Origin of the sequence: Streptomyces sp. NPDC050528 (assembly GCF_044457795.1) — a bacterium.
In the GTDB taxonomy this organism is placed as follows: Bacteria; Actinomycetota; Actinomycetes; order Streptomycetales; family Streptomycetaceae; genus Streptomyces.
Genome location: NZ_JBITHH010000005.1, coordinates 24,509 through 38,965 on the forward strand (window position 1 = coordinate 24,509; position 14,457 = coordinate 38,965).

Genomic DNA, 14,457 nt, shown 5'->3' on the forward strand with positions numbered 1-14,457 from the left:
GGTGGGGGCTGAGCGCGCCCACGCGGCGGAGCCGCACATAGACACAGCCCCGCGCCCCTGAAAGGGGCGCTACCGCCTAGGCTCGTCACACTCTCAGGCCTCTCATCTCACCCCTGGAACTCGCCGTGGCCGGACGTTTTGCTCCTCGGCCCACTCGTACGACTGTGCGGGGTGGGGATGTTGTCGTGCCTGGGGGTGTGCCTCGGCAGGCTTCGGCGGCAGCGGGACGGGTGCGAAGTTGGGCGCCGGACGGAGCGCTCGATCTCGGGCTCGTGCTCGGGCCGTTGCGGCGGGGGCCCGGGGATCCCACGTTTCGGGCGATGGCCGACGGGTCCGTGTGGCGGGCCAGTCTTACGCCTGTCGGGCCGGGGACCTTGCGGGTGTCCGCGCACGGGAGTGAGGTGCGCGGGGAGGCCTGGGGGCCCGGGGCGGAGTGGTTGTTGGAGCGGTTGCCGGAGATGCTGGGTGCCGCTGACGATCCTGGCGCGTTCGTGCCCCGGCATCGGCTCGTGGCCGTCGCTCAGCATCGGCGGCCCGGGTTGCGGTTGACGCGGACCGGGCTGGTGCTGGAGTCGTTGATTCCGTCGGTGTTGGAGCAGAAGGTGACGACCGACGAGGCGTATCGGGCCTGGCGGTTGTTGGTGCGGAAGTTCGGGGTGTCGGCGCCCGGGCCTGTCGGGGGGCGGATGTGGGTGATGCCTGCGCCGCGTGCGTGGGCGTTGATTCCGTCGTGGGAGTGGCATCGCGCCGGGGTCGACGACAAGCGGGCCTCGACGATTCTGCGTGCCGTACGGGTTGCCGCGCGGCTTGAGCAGGCGGTGTCGATGTCGGCGGAGGATGCGCGGGCTCGGTTGGAGGTCGTGCCGGGGGTGGGGCCGTGGACGTCCGCGGAGACCGTGCAGCGGAGTCATGGGGCGGCGGATGCGGTGACCGTGGGGGATCTGCATCTGCCGGGGATCGTGGGGTGGGCGTTGGCCGGGGACCGGGACGCGGACGACTCCGTGATGTTGTCGTTGCTGGAGCCGTATGCGGGGCAGCGGCATCGGGCGGCGCGGTTGATTCTGCTGAGCGGGCGTACGCCTGCGCGGCGGGCGCCGAAGATGCCTCGGGGTGACATCGGGGCGTTGTGAGGTGCCGGGGGCGTCGGTTGCCGGGGCGGGCGTCGGTTGCCGTCCCTGGGGGCTCCGCCCCCAGATCCCCAGGCCTATGCCCACCCACCACCCGACTCGGTAGGCCTAGAAGCACCGCACTACCGAGCCGACACACCTAGAAGGCACCCCCCAGGCACCCCCAACCCCCTCACTGGTCAGAAGAGAACCGCACCGCCCCCGCCGGAATCCGCGCATCGCACCACACCCGCATGCCGTCCCGGAGTTCGTTGTCGGCGCCGATGATCGCGCCGTCTCCGATGACCGTGCCGGTGAGGACGGAGCGTTCGCCAACTCGGGCCCGGGTGCCGATGAGGGAGTCGGTGATGACCGCGCCCGGTTCGATCACCGCACCCGGGAGGATCGTCGAGCCGAAGACCCTCGCGCCCTCCGCCACGAACGCGCCCTCGCCCACCACCGTGCCGCCCGTCAGCTTGGCGTCGGCGGCGACCCGGGCCGTAGGAAGGACCAGGCGGTCGCCGCAGCGGCCCGGGATCGCCGGGGACGGGGCTCGGCCCAGGACCAGGTCCGCCGAGCCTCGGACGAAGGCCGCCGGGGTGCCGAGGTCCAGCCAGTACGTCGAGTCCACCAGGCCTTGGAGATGGGCTCCTGCTGCCAACAGGTCCGGGAATGTCTCCCGTTCCACCGAGACCGGGCGGCCCGCCGGGATCGTGTCGATGATCGAGCGGCGGAAGACGTAGGCGCCCGCGTTGATCTGGTCGGTGACGATCTCCTCGGGGGTCTGGGGCTTCTCCAGGAAGGCCAGGACCCTGCCCGTCCCGTCCGTGGGGACCAGGCCGTACGCGCGCGGGTCCGTGACCTTCGTGAGGTGGAGGGAGACGTCCGCGCCCGTTGTCTCGTGGGTGCGGACCAGGGCCCGGATGTCCAGGCCCGTCAGGATGTCGCCGTTGAAGATCAGAACCGGGTCGTCGGGACCCGAGTGGAGGCGCGAGGCCACATTGCGGATCGCGCCGCCCGTGCCGAGGGGCTCGTCCTCCGTGACGTACTCGATGTGGAGGCCGAGGGCCGAACCGTCACCGAAGTGCGGTTCGAACACCTCCGCCAGATAGGAAGTGGCCAGGACGATGTGGTCCACGCCCGCCGCTCTCGCTCTCGCCAGCTGATGCGTGAGGAACGGCACCCCCGCCGCCCTGACCATCGGCTTCGGGGTGTGCACCGTGAGCGGGCGCAACCGGGTGCCCTTGCCGCCGACCAGGAGGATCGCTTCTGTCACCTGTCGTCTCTGCTTCCTGCCGGGACCGGCCGAAGGGTTTTTTCGGCCGGCCAGTGTATGCAGACCGTGGATCTGCGCCGCCGCGCGTCTCTGTGCGGCGGCGCAGGTGTTCCGCAGACCCTTCTCCGGCCCCCCACCTGTCGGTCCGCCCGGTCAGCGGCCCTGGTACCGGGCCGATGTGGAGCGGGCCGAGCCGAGCTTGCCGTAGAGCTGCCGTCCTGGGCACTCCGTGGCGAACCCGTCCCGATGGCCGGAGATCACATTGAGTCGTACGTTCTTTCCTTTTCGGTAGAGATTGCCACCACCGGACTTCAGGTATGTCTTGCCGCGCGGATTGACTCCGTAGAGCCCGAGCTTCCAGGCGGTGAGCTTGGCGATGGCGGTCACTGCCGCCGAGGACGGTTTGGCGCTGCCGAAGGTTCCGAGGACCGCGATCCCCATGCTGTTGGTGTTGAAACCGAGGGTGTGGGCGCCCATGACCGCCTTCGCCACTCCCCCGGCGCGGCCCTCGTAGATGGTCCCGCACTTGTCGACGAGGAAGTTGTAGCCGATGTCGCGCCAGCCACTGCTCTTGACGTGGTAGCGGTAGATACCGCGAATGACTGAAGGCGCTTGCGAGCAGCGGTAGTTGTTGCCGGTCGCGGTGTGGTGCACGAAGGCCGCCTTGACCTTCTTCGTGTACACGAACCCCTTCTCCCGCAGCTTCTCGTCGGCTCCCCAGCCGTGCCGGGTGACGATCCGCGGGCGCGGGCCGATGTACGGCTGCGCCTTGTGGCCCAGGGCGACCAGCTCCCGTTCCGTGGCCTGCTTGCTCAGCGCCGGGAGCTCGGTGGCGGCGAGGCGGGGGGTGGCGGTGCGGTTGTGGCTGCGGTTGGTGGTTGCTCGGGCGCCCGCGAGTGGGGCCTGTGCCGCGCCCGGGTCCACCAGTTCCAGGTGCAGTCCGGTGGGCAGACCTGACGCCGGTTCACTGTTGTTTCCTACGGTCCGTGTCTCCGCCGTGTCCGCTCTTACGCGTACGTCCACTCCGTCCGAGTCGCCCACCCACAGCGGGGCCGTGGAGCCGTGGACGTGGCCGGAGTCGCGTTCGGCGGTGCCGGGGTCGGCGCCGTGGTCCTCGTTGTGGGTGTCGATGTCCTGCCAGCCGGACCAGTCGCCGGTGGCGGTGGCCCGGGTGCGGACCTGGACCCGGCCGTGCAGTTCGGTGTCGGGGTCGGCCCAGGTGACGCCGACGAGGGAGAAGCGGTGCACGTCGGCGCGGGTGAGGCCCTGTTCGGGGGCCGCGCCGAACGTGCGGTCGCGGGTACGGGGGGTGAGGGGCAGCGACTGGGTGCTGCCGGGGAGGTCCGGGGCGGCGGCGGTCGTCGACGCGGGTCTCGCGCCGCTCGTCGACTGCGTCGCCGGCGCCGCGGACGGTGCCGCGGACGCGGGCAGGGTGAGCGGGAGGGCCAGTGCGGCCGCACAGGTGACGCCGATCGAGGAAGCAAGGAATCCACGCATGCCCCTGATTCTGAACATAGTCATACATATCTGCCCATCCGGGAATTGACGGACCGTCGGCTGCGGTTCGTCCGAACCGGTGGTCCGGCACCCGGTGCGAGGGTCGGCGTCGGCGGGCGTCCCCGTACGCTTGCGCGGGTGAACGCCATCGATCGCACCCCTGCCGACCTGCTGCGTTCCGCGCTTGGCGCGGATCCCGGCCGTCCCCTGGTGACCTTCTACGACGATGCCACGGGGGAACGTGTCGAATTGTCCGTGGCCACCTTCGCCAATTGGGTGGCCAAGACCGCGAATCTGCTTCAGGGGGATCTTGGGGCCGGGCCCGGTGATCGGGTCTCGGTGTTGTTGCCGGCGCACTGGCAGACGGCGGTGTGGTTGTTGGCGTGTTCGTCCGTGGGGGTGGTCGCTGACGTGGGGGGTGACCCTGCCGTCGCCGATGTGGTGGTGAGTGGGCCGGAGTCCTTGGACGCGGCTCGGGCCTGTGGTGGGGAGCGGGTTGCTCTTGCCTTGCGGCCGCTCGGGGGGAGGTTTCCGCAGACTCCGGCCGGGTTTGTCGACTATGCCGTTGAGGTGCCGGGGCAGGGGGATCGGTTTGTTGCGTTCTCGCCGGTGGATCCTGAGGAGCTTGCGTTGGTCGTCGGTGGGCGGGAGTTCACGGGGGGCGAGGTTGTTGAGCAGGCTCGGGTCGACGGGGTTGCGGGGGCTCGGGTGTTGTCGGGGCTGTCGTATGACACGTGGGAGGGGTTGAGCTCGGGGTTGTATGCGCCGCTCTCCTCCGGGGGGTCCGTGGTGTTGTGCCGGAATCTCGATCAGCTGAGCGAGGAGTCGTTGGCCAAGCGGGTTGAGAGTGAGCGGGTGACTGATTCGCGCCTCTGAGAGGGGGTGGCGCGGGTTGTTTGGCGAGTTTCGGCCGGTGGGGGCTGGTCGCGCAGTTCCCCGCGCCCCTTAAAAGCGACCCGTCGCCCGGAGCTGGCCAGTCACCCGAATGGGTCACCATCCCCCGCCTCCCCACCCCATCCACGCCATGGTCGTAAGAGCAGAACCACACGCAGAACCACGCGCTCGCACTCGGCCATGAGGGGTGGAACCGCACGTGTTCGACGACACCGTAGGAGGCGTTCTCGGGCCGGGTGTGGGGGCCTCCGCTTCCGGGGCGGGGCTCATACGTCGGCGGCGTCGGCGGTGGGTGCGGGGGGTCTCGGCCGGGGTGGGGGTGGTCGTCGTAGCCGCCGCCGGGGTCGGGTGGGGGGTCTACGCGAAGCTGGACTCGAACATCACGCCCGACAACGCTGCCGCCGCCGAGCTCGCCCGGTACGAGAAGGAGCGGCCCACCGCCCTGGTGAAGGGGGCGCAGAACATTCTGCTGATCGGGTCCGACTCGCGGTCGGGGGACGGGAACGCGGAGTACGGGCGGGACTCGGGGACCGAGCGGTCGGACACGACGATCCTGTTGCATCTGGCGGCGGACCGGCGCAGCGCGACCGCCGTGTCGTTGCCTCGGGACCTGATGGTGGATGTGCCGGGGTGTCTGCGGCCGGACGGGACGCGGACCGAGCCGATGTTCGCGATGTTCAACTACGCGTTCCAGGTGGGGGGTTCGGGGTGCACGATCCGGACCGTGGAGAAGCTGACCAACGTGCGGATCGACCATCACATGGTCGTGGACTTCCATGGGTTCAAGGACATGGTCGACGCCGTTGACGGGGTGGAGGTCTGTCTGAAGCGTCCTATTCGTGACAAGGCTGCCCGGCTGAGGCTGCCTGCGGGCAAGGTCACGCTCGACGGGGAGCAGGCTCTTGGGTACGTGCGGGCCCGGAAGTCGCTCGGGAACGGGAGTGACACCGATCGGATGGACCGCCAGCAGGGGTTTCTGGGGGCGCTCGTCAACAAGGTGCAGAGCGATGACGTGCTGTTCAATCCGGTGAAGCTGTATCCCGTGCTGGACGCCGCTACCTCTTCGCTCACCACCGATCCGGAATTGGCCAGTCTGCGCGGTTTGTACGAACTGGTGCGCGGGCTGCGGAACATCCCTACCGAACATGTGCAATTCCTCACCGTTCCGCGGGAGTCGTACATTTACAACGCGAATCGCGACCAGCTCGTGGAGCCCGAGGCCGAAAAACTGTTCGCCCGGCTGCGGGCGGACCGGACCGTCGCCGTGCGGAAGCAGGTTCCGCAGGATTCCGTCGCAAACGCCCTTAATACGGCGCCCAGTTCAGGGGTCTCGCCCGCGCCCACGTTCCGTGGGAACACCGCCGCCGAGGACACCTGCGGGTAAAGCGATCACCAAGTCGACGAACTTTTGTTCCGAAAAATAGGACGGATTGACCGGTTGTAGGGACGTGGAATTTGTCACCGCAGTCACTTGCCGCTCAACTGGACGGATAGTGTGAGCGATCCGGTGGGCTGTGTGCTTGCGCACCGGATGTACGAGACCCGAGCGCCTGGAGGGGGAAGGCGCCGCGTGGCCCCGACGGAGGATTCGGTAAACCGTGGACGCGCAAGGCCGTGGGCGGGCGGACAACATCGACCCCGCAGACCAGTGGGTACTCAATCCGAACACTGGTGAATACGAACTGCGACTGACTCCTTCCACACCGCAGTCAGCGGTGCCGGGGCCCCGTAGAGCCACTGCGCAGAACCGCAGTGTCGCGGCGCCGGAGCGGGAGACGGTCCCGAGGAGTCCGGGGCGTGAGGTGCCGCCGCCGCGCAGACGGCGGGGCGCGCCCGAGGAGCCCCCGGCCCGGCGCGGTCGCCGCCCGGTGAAGAAGAAGGCCAAGGGCAAGAAGATCCTGATGTGGACCGGCGGCGGGCTGGCCTTCGTGCTGGTCGCCGTCTCCGCGGCCGCGTACCTCTACGTCCAGCACCTCAACGACAACATCACGGCCGTCTCCGACGACGGCGCGAGCACCGGTGGCTTCAGCAAGGGCAAGGCCATCAACCTGCTGGTCATCGGCACCGACAAGCGCACCGGCGCGGGCAACGAGGGCTACGGCGACGCCGGCAGCGTCGGCCACGCGGACACCACGATCCTGCTGCACGTCTCCAAGGACCGCTCGAACGCGACCGCGCTCAGCATCCCCCGTGACCTGATCACCGACGTGCCGGACTGCCAGACGACCCAGTCGGACGGCACGACCAAGGTCATCCCGGGCACGACGAGCGTCCGCTTCAACACCAGCCTCGGCCAGGACGGCCGTACGGCGAGCTGCACCGTGCGGACGGTCACCGAACTGACCGGGATCCAGGCCGACGACTTCATGGTGGCCGACTTCAACGCCGTGAAGACGCTGACGGACGCGGTCGGCGGGGTCGAGGTGTGTCTGGCCAAGAACATCGACGACTCCGACTCGCACCTGAAGCTGTCCAAGGGCACGCACAATCTCTCGGGCGAGCAGGCGCTGGCCTTCGTGCGGACCCGGCACTCGGTCGGCTTCGGCGGTGACCTGAGCCGGATCACGCTTCAGCAGCAGTTCCTGAGCGCGCTGATGCGGAAGCTGAAGTCCAACTCCACGCTCACCAGCCCCTCGAAGATGCTGAAGCTGGCCGAGGCGGGCACCAAGGCGCTGACCGTCGACGACAACCTCGACTCCATCGGCAAGCTGAAGGACCTCGGTCTGGAGCTGGGCAAGCTCAACCCGAAGAACCTGACCTTCACCACCGTGCCGGTCGTCGACAACCCGGCGGAGAAGACCCCGGTGACGGTCGTCCTCAACGACTCGACCGCCCCGCAGGTCTTCTCGCTGATCAAGAGCGACACCTCCTTCACCGCGGTCAAGCAACAGGCCGCGAAGGAGAAGGCCGCCGTGGCCGCCCGGCTCAAGGGCACCAAGTCCGCCGCCTCCGCGGTGCGGGTGCGGATCCTCAACGGAGGGGCCGTCGCCGGCAGCGCACAGGAAACTCTTACGTGGCTGCAGAATGATGAGGGCGTGCTCAAGTCCGAGAACGCGGGCAACGCTCCGGCGGCGCTCGCGAAGACGACCCTTGAGTACGCACCCGACCAGGCGGACCAGGCTCGCAGGCTCGCCGCCATCATGGGCCTCTCGGGGTCCGCGATGAAGCCGGGCAAGAGCGTGACGAATTCCCAGGGACTGCCGGCAATGACGCTGACCCTGGGCAAGGACTTCAAGGGGGCCGGCGTCCCGCTCACCTCGACCGCGGGGTCGACGCCGGAGGGGGTCCAGAAGTCCACGGCGGACAAGGTTGAGTGCGCCAAGTAAGTGACCACACGGGTCCGTTCCGCGTCTAACAGGGCGCGGGGCGGACCCGTGTGTCAGGGCGCGGCGTGGGAGGGGTGGGGACTTGACTCAGAGCGTGCGTGGGGAGGTGCCGGCGGTTGAGGACACGATGTCGCTCACGCCGGCGGACGGGAAGAGACCGTCGGAAGGAAAGGGGGACGCGGACGGGGACGGCGGCAGACGCAAGGGCCGTAGACGCCGGGCCCTGCGCTGGTCGGCGAGTGTCCTCGCGGTGGTCATAATCGGGACGGCCGGCGCCGGATACCTGTATTACGAGCACCTCAACCACAACATAAAGAAAGACCCCCTGAACATCGGGGACGAGAAGGACCGGGCGGCCGAGTCCAAGGCCAACGCGGCCGGGCAGAAGCCGTTGAACATCCTGCTGATCGGTTCGGACGCGCGGGACTCCGCGGAGAACCAGGAGCTCGGCGGCGCGAAGGACACGTTCAACACCGCGCCCCGCGCCGACGTACAGATGCTGCTGCACGTCTCGGCGGACCGCTCCAACATGTCGGTCGTGAGCATGCCGCGCGACACCCTGACGGACATCCCCAAGTGCACGGACCCGGACACCGGCAAGACGTACGCGGCCGAGACGGACGTCATCACGAACGACTCGCTGGGCCGCGGCGGCCCCGGCTGCACGGTGGCGACCTGGGAGAAGCTGACCGACATCCACATCGACCACTTCATGATGGTCGACTTCGCGGGTGTCGTGTCGATGGCGGACGCGATCGGCGGGGTGCCGGTCTGCGTGGACGCCAACATCTACTCGCACACCTCCTCCGGCAAGGGCTCCGGCCTGAAGCTGAAGAAGGGCACCACCGCGGTCAAGGGCAAGCAGGCCCTGCAGTGGCTGCGCACGCGCTACGGTTTCGAGGACGACACCGACATCGCCCGGACCAAGGCGCAGCACCAGTACATGAACTCGATGGTCCGGCAGTTGCGGGAGAACGCCACGCTGAGCAATCCGACGAAGCTGCGCAGCCTCGCCGAGACGGCCACGAAGGCGCTCACGGTCGACAACTCCCTCGGTACCGTCGCCGAGTTGTACGACCTGAGCAAGGAACTGAAGAAGGTTCCGACGAACCGCATCACCATGACGACGATGCCGTGGGAGTACTCGGGCAGCAGCGGCCGAGTGGTGCCCAAACCGACGGACGCCGACCAGCTGTTCCGGCTGGTCCGCGAGGACATCGCGCTGGACGGCAAGGACAAGAAGAAGACGGCGGTTACGGCGACCGCGGCGCCGACCGATCCGGCCGCCGCCGACGACAAGATCGCCGTCCAGGTGGAGAACGGCACCCGGACCGACACGACGAGCGCGGTGCGCGGGCGGGCGACCTCGGTGGCCCAACTCCTCGTCGGCAAGGGCTTCAAGGAGGCGGTGGCCGACTCCTCGACGACCCCCAGCCAGGCCACGACGGTCGTCCGCTACCCGAGCGCCGACCTGGAGGGCGACGCCCAGCGGGTCGCCAAGGCCCTCGGCATCCCGACCAGCGCGGTGAAGAAGTCCACGAGCGTCTCCGGGGTCACCCTGGTCGTCGGCGCGGACTGGAAAACCGGCACGAAGTACAAGGCCCCGGCGGCGGACGACAAGACCCCGACCTCGGCGGACGCCCTCAACGGTTCGGACACCACGGCGTGCATGCACGTCGACCCGAACTACATCTGGTAGCAGTCCGGGTCGTCGTGTGCGGCGGTGCTCGGTTCAGCTGCCGGTCGGGCTGAGCACCGCGGGGCGGCGGGACGCGATGACCCTGCGCGCAAGGGACTTGGGGCTGGTGAGGAAGCCGTAGCCCCAGGACATGTGCATGGTGGCGAGGGCCACCGGGATCTGGAGGCGGGCCTTGAGGGACAGGCCCTTGCCTGCCGGGAGCGAGCCGAGCGCGATCGCCGCGAGGTAGCCGCCGGGGACCAGGAAGCCCCAGGGCGTCAGGGCCGCGCCCACCACGATGCCGGCCGCGATCGCGCAGACGGCGGTCGGCGGGGCGAGGTAGCGCAGGTTGATCGAGCCCTCGTGGTAGCGGGCGACGACGTGCCGCCAACGCCCGTAGTCCTTGTACTGCTTGGCCAGCGCCTTCACCGACGGGCGGGGGCGGTACGACACCCGCAGCTCCGGTGAGAACCAGATCAGGCCGCCGGCCTCGCGGATGCGGAAGTTCAGCTCCCAGTCCTGGGCGCGGATGAACTCCTCGTTGTAGCCGCCCTGTTGCTCCAGGGCCTCGCGGCGGAACACCCCGAGGTAGACCGTCTCGGCGGAGCCCGCCTCCCCTCCCGTGTGGAAGGCCGCGTTGCCCACGCCGATCTTCGAGGTCATCGCGGCGGCGACCGCGTCCTCCCAGGCGTTCTCGCCCTCGGCGTGCATGATGCCGCCGACGTTCTGCGCGCCGGTCTCCTCCAGGAGGCGTACGGCGGTGGCGATGTAGTTCGGCGAGAGGATGCCGTGGCCGTCGACGCGGACGACGATCGGATGGCGGGAGGCCTTGATCGCGGCGTTGAGAGCGGCGGGCGTGCGGCCGGTCGGATTCGGGACGGTGTGCACACGCGGGTCTTCGCGTACGAGCTCGGCCGCGATCTCGTCCGTACGGTCCTTCGAGGGACCGAGGGCGATCACGACCTCCATCTCGCCGGCGTACTCCTGCGCGAGGATCGCTTGGACGGCTCCGCGCAGATGCCGCTCCTCGTCGAGGACGGGCATGATCACAGAAACGGCGGGGAGTCGCACGTCGGGAATGGCGTTCATAGGGGGCTCACGTTACCGCGAACGGGGGACACGGACGCGCCCCGCCCGGGCGTCTGCGGTGGTATCAGATCGTATCGGCCTACGGTGCTCAAGATCCCACGTACGGCCCTCGCGGAGGTGTCCCCCATGCCCACGCCACCCCGCCGCTCCCCCGCCGCCCGTCCACCGCAGCGGCGCCCACGGCCACCCGTACGACCGAAGAAGAAGCCGCGCTGGGCCATGCGGGCGGCGACCACGCTCTCCGTGGTCGTCCTCGCGTCCGCCGGGATCGGGCACGCGGTGGTCACCAGCCTCGACGCGGACATCGCCCGCGTCGACCCCTTCAAGGACATGAAGAACCGCCCGCGCGCGGGCCACGGCATGAACGTCCTGCTCGTCGGCACGGACGGCCGCGACAAGATCACCGAGCAGGAGCGGCGCCAGTACCACCTCGGCGGCGCGCCCTGCCACTGCACCGACACGATCATGATCGTGCACATCTCGGAGGACCGGGAGCACGCCAGCGTCGTCAGCCTCCCCCGCGACTCCTACGCCATGACGCCCCCGCACACCGACCAGACCACCGGCGAGCACCACGGCCCGCACCCCATCAAGATCAACGCGGCGTACGCGGAGGGCGGCCCGAACCTCACCGTCCAGACCGTCGAGTCCATGACCCACGTGAAAATCGACCACTACTTGGAGGTCGATTTCACCAGCTTCATGAAGACGGTCGACGTGCTGGGCGGGGTGAAGATCTGCACCGCCGAGCCGCTGAAGGACTCGTACACGGGTCTCGACCTGCCCGCCGGCACGCACACCCTGATGGGCGGGCAGGCCCTCCAGTACGTCCGCTCGCGGCACGTCGACGGCGCCTCCGACCTCGGCCGGATGAAGCGCCAGCAGCGTTTCCTGGCGGCGCTGATCGACCAGGCCACCTCCTCCGGGGTGCTGCTGAACCCGCTGAAGTTCCGCGACGTGACCCGCGCGGTGCTCGGCTCGGTCCGCGCGGACAAGGGCTTCGGCACGGACGAACTGCTCGATCTGGGGCGGGCGATGCGCAACTTCTCCCCGTCCTCCTCCGAGTTCACCACGGTCCCGATCGGTCAGATGGGATACGTCGTGAAGGGCATCGGCTCCACGCTGAAATGGGACCAGGCGAAGGCGGACAAGCTCTTCCAGGCCCTGCGCGACGACAAGCCCCTGGCCGTGCACAAGGCGCCGCGCGCCAACGCCGTGAAGGTGGACGTGGCCCCGCAGCAGATCCAGGTCCAGGTGGAGAACGGGACGGCGACCGGCGGTCTCGGCAAGCGCGTGGACGCGGCGCTGGCGGCGACCGGCTTCCGTACGACGCACGTGCCGACGAGCGCCGCCGACCACGCCGTACGACGGACGGTCGTGGTCTACGACCCCCGCTGGGACCGTTCCGCCAAGTCGCTCGCGGCGGCGCTGCCCGGGAGCGAGTTGCGCGCGGTGAAGGGGCAGGGGCCGGTGCTGAAGGTGATCGCCGGGAGTGACTTCAAGCAGGTCACACGGGTGCGGGCGACGGATGTGCAGCAGGGTGAGTTCGGGGTGGTGACCGGGGACGAGGTGGGGTGTTCGTAGCGAGACGGGGTCTTCTTAACGAAGTGGGGCGTTTTGTAACAGCACCGGCGGACGGGCCTCAGTCGTCGAGGCCCTCCGCGGCCCGCTTCTCGCGCAGTTCCATGATCGCGCGGCGGCGGGCCAGGCGGTGGGTGCGGCGGATCTGGGCCTCCTGGTAGCGGCGCTCGTCGCGCTCCGTCTCCGGGATCACCGGCGGCACCGCGCGGGGCTTGCCGTCGGCGTCGACGGCGGCGAAGACGAGGTACGCGGAGCCGACCTGGGTGGCCGGGGTCGACTCGTTCCACCGCTCGGCCAGGACCCGGACGCCGACCTCCATGGAGCTCCGGCCGGTCCAGTTGACCTGTGCCTTCACATGGACGAGGTCGCCGACGCGGACCGGTTCCAGGAACGCCATCTCGTCCATCGACGCGGTCACGGCCGGTCCGCCGCTGTGCCGCCCGGCGACGGCGCCCGCCGCGTCGTCGACCAGCTTCATGATGACCCCGCCGTGCACGGTCCCCAGCAGGTTCGTGTCGGCGTTCGTCATGATGTGGCTGAGGGTGGTCCGGGAGGCGGACGTCGGCTTGCCCGGCAGTTCTGTCATGGACGCCACCCTATGTGAGGGGACATCTGCGGACTTTGTGTTGGCTTCGCAACAGCAGTGCCCTGATTTTCCTACGACCCTTGTAAACGACATGGCCGCTACCTGCACACTGGGCCCCATGAACGATTGGCCCGAGGCATGGTCCGGCGACGACCGCGGCAATCAGTACGGACGCGGTAGCGCGAACGCACAGCCGGAAAGCGCACGTGTGATGCGCCAGGTACGACGCGGCCCGCAGGCTCCGCCGTACGGCGCCGGAGTCCCGCCGCAGCCGTCGTACACGGGCGGCCAGGGCTATGACGAGGGCCAGAACGGCTACGGCCAGGGCGGCTACGACAACAACGGGTACGACGGCTACAACACCGGCCAGGTCTACGGCGGTGGCGGCTCCGGCGGTCCCGAGGGCCCGGGCGGCCGTGGCCCGCGCCGGCCGCCGAACTGGCGCCGTCGTATCAAGTGGACCGCGATCACCCTGGTCACCGTGCTGGTCGTGACGTCCGTGGCGACCTACTTCTGGGCCGACTCCAAGCTGAACCGCGACGTCGACCTGTCGAAGGTGATCGACCGGCCGGAGGCGGGCGACGGCACGAACTATCTGATCGTCGGCTCCGACAGCCGCGAGGGGCTGACCGCGGCCGAGAAGAAGAAGCTGCACACCGGCTCCGCCGAGGGCAAGCGCACGGACTCGATGATGATCCTGCACGTGGGCGACAGCGGCGACACCCTGATCTCGCTGCCGCGCGACTCGAACGTGACGATCCCGACGTTCGTGGGGTCCACCTCCGGCAAGACGTACCCGGGCACGGGCAAGCAGGAGAAGCTCAACGCGACGTACGCGACGGACGGGCCGACGCTCCTCGTCCGCACCATCGAATACAACATGGGCCTGCACATCGACCACTACGTCGAGATCGGCTTCAACGGCTTCGCGGACATCGTGGACGCGGTCGGCGGGGTCACGATCGACATCGACAAGGGCTTCAAGGACTCGTACTCGGGCGCCGACTTCAAGGCCGGCAAGCAGACCCTGAACGGCGAGGAGGCCCTGGCCTTCGTCCGCACCCGGCACGCGTTCGCCGCGTCGGACCTCCAGCGCACGAAGAACCAGCAGAAGTTCCTGTCGGCCCTGGCCCACCAGGTGGCGACCCCGGGCACCCTCCTGAACCCCTTCAAGCTCTACCCGACACTGGGCGCGGGCCTGGACTCGCTGAGCGTCGACAAGGACATGTCGCTGTGGGACCTGGCGTCCATGTTCTGGGCGATGAAGGGCGTCAGCGGCGGCGACGGCACGTCCATGAACATGCCGATCTCCGGCTCCACCGGCGGCAACCTCATCTGGGACAAGGCGAAGGTCAAGACCCTGGTGAACGAGCTGAACAACGACCAGAAGGTCACGGTCTCCGGCAACTGACGCGACCGGCGGC

General features: G+C 69.1%; 11 protein-coding genes. 7 read left to right on the forward strand and 4 right to left on the reverse strand.

Going from position 1 to position 14,457, the window contains the following annotated elements; translation table 11 throughout:
• Window positions 1-125: 125 nt before the first annotated feature.
• A complete protein-coding gene (locus tag ACIBK4_RS18370) occupies window positions 126-1,130 on the forward strand; it encodes a DNA-3-methyladenine glycosylase family protein (RefSeq protein ID WP_398995801.1) in 1,005 nt (334 codons plus the stop codon).
• Between the two features lie 169 nt (window positions 1,131-1,299).
• Here ACIBK4_RS18370 and ACIBK4_RS18375 read toward each other — a convergent pair whose 3' ends face one another.
• Both ACIBK4_RS18375 and ACIBK4_RS18380 read right to left on the reverse strand, forming a co-directional pair.
• Window positions 1,300-2,382: a sugar phosphate nucleotidyltransferase gene (locus ACIBK4_RS18375; RefSeq protein WP_398995802.1), complete on the reverse strand. Its 1,083-nt coding sequence runs from the start codon at window positions 2,380-2,382 to the stop codon at window positions 1,300-1,302.
• Between the two features lie 153 nt (window positions 2,383-2,535).
• Window positions 2,536-3,879, reverse strand: coding sequence for a peptidoglycan recognition protein (locus tag ACIBK4_RS18380; protein WP_398995803.1), 1,344 nt, complete (start codon window positions 3,877-3,879; stop codon window positions 2,536-2,538).
• A gap of 138 nt (window positions 3,880-4,017) precedes the next feature.
• Between ACIBK4_RS18380 and ACIBK4_RS18385 the strand changes: the two genes are divergently transcribed.
• The 4 genes from ACIBK4_RS18385 (at window position 4,018) to ACIBK4_RS18400 (ending at window position 9,798) form a co-directional block, all read left to right on the forward strand.
• A complete protein-coding gene (locus tag ACIBK4_RS18385) occupies window positions 4,018-4,755 on the forward strand; it encodes a TIGR03089 family protein (protein WP_398995804.1) in 738 nt (245 codons plus the stop codon).
• A 217-nt stretch (window positions 4,756-4,972) separates the two neighbouring features.
• Window positions 4,973-6,157, forward strand: coding sequence for an LCP family protein (locus ACIBK4_RS18390; protein ID WP_398995806.1), 1,185 nt, complete (start codon window positions 4,973-4,975; stop codon window positions 6,155-6,157).
• A 214-nt stretch (window positions 6,158-6,371) separates the two neighbouring features.
• Window positions 6,372-8,099 carry an LCP family protein gene (locus tag ACIBK4_RS18395; RefSeq protein WP_398995807.1) on the forward strand — a complete coding sequence of 576 codons (1,728 nt, stop codon included), beginning with the start codon at window positions 6,372-6,374 and terminating at the stop codon, window positions 8,097-8,099.
• A gap of 127 nt (window positions 8,100-8,226) precedes the next feature.
• Entirely contained in the window at window positions 8,227-9,798 is a 1,572-nt protein-coding gene (locus tag ACIBK4_RS18400; RefSeq protein WP_398995809.1) for an LCP family protein, read from the forward strand.
• Between the two features lie 33 nt (window positions 9,799-9,831).
• Here ACIBK4_RS18400 and ACIBK4_RS18405 read toward each other — a convergent pair whose 3' ends face one another.
• Window positions 9,832-10,866, reverse strand: a complete 1,035-nt coding sequence (locus tag ACIBK4_RS18405; protein WP_398995810.1) for a glycosyltransferase family 2 protein — start codon at window positions 10,864-10,866, stop codon at window positions 9,832-9,834.
• A 126-nt stretch (window positions 10,867-10,992) separates the two neighbouring features.
• Between ACIBK4_RS18405 and ACIBK4_RS18410 the strand changes: the two genes are divergently transcribed.
• Complete coding sequence (locus ACIBK4_RS18410; RefSeq protein WP_398995811.1) at window positions 10,993-12,450, forward strand: LCP family protein; 1,458 nt, start codon at window positions 10,993-10,995, stop codon at window positions 12,448-12,450.
• Between the two features lie 58 nt (window positions 12,451-12,508).
• On the opposite strand, the gene ACIBK4_RS18415 is transcribed toward ACIBK4_RS18410, so the two are convergent.
• Window positions 12,509-13,033 (reverse strand): acyl-CoA thioesterase, encoded by a 525-nt coding sequence (locus ACIBK4_RS18415; protein ID WP_390166224.1) that lies wholly within the window; start codon window positions 13,031-13,033, stop codon window positions 12,509-12,511.
• Between the two features lie 118 nt (window positions 13,034-13,151).
• Between ACIBK4_RS18415 and ACIBK4_RS18420 the strand changes: the two genes are divergently transcribed.
• Window positions 13,152-14,444: an LCP family protein gene (locus tag ACIBK4_RS18420; RefSeq protein WP_398995812.1), complete on the forward strand. Its 1,293-nt coding sequence runs from the start codon at window positions 13,152-13,154 to the stop codon at window positions 14,442-14,444.
• Window positions 14,445-14,457 lie beyond the last annotated feature (13 nt).

Excerpts from the sequence above, each read along its gene's own strand:
- ACIBK4_RS18380 (WP_398995803.1), bottom strand. The coding sequence starts at position 3,879 with ATGCGTGGATTCCTTGCTTCCTCGATCGGCGTCACCTGTGCGGCCGCA.
- ACIBK4_RS18400 (WP_398995809.1), top strand. The coding sequence starts at position 8,227 with ATGTCGCTCACGCCGGCGGACGGGAAGAGACCGTCGGAAGGAAAGGGG.
- ACIBK4_RS18405 (WP_398995810.1), bottom strand. The coding sequence starts at position 10,866 with ATGAACGCCATTCCCGACGTGCGACTCCCCGCCGTTTCTGTGATCATG.
- ACIBK4_RS18410 (WP_398995811.1), top strand. The coding sequence starts at position 10,993 with ATGCCCACGCCACCCCGCCGCTCCCCCGCCGCCCGTCCACCGCAGCGG.
- ACIBK4_RS18415 (WP_390166224.1), bottom strand. The coding sequence starts at position 13,033 with ATGACAGAACTGCCGGGCAAGCCGACGTCCGCCTCCCGGACCACCCTC.
- ACIBK4_RS18420 (WP_398995812.1), top strand. The coding sequence starts at position 13,152 with ATGAACGATTGGCCCGAGGCATGGTCCGGCGACGACCGCGGCAATCAG.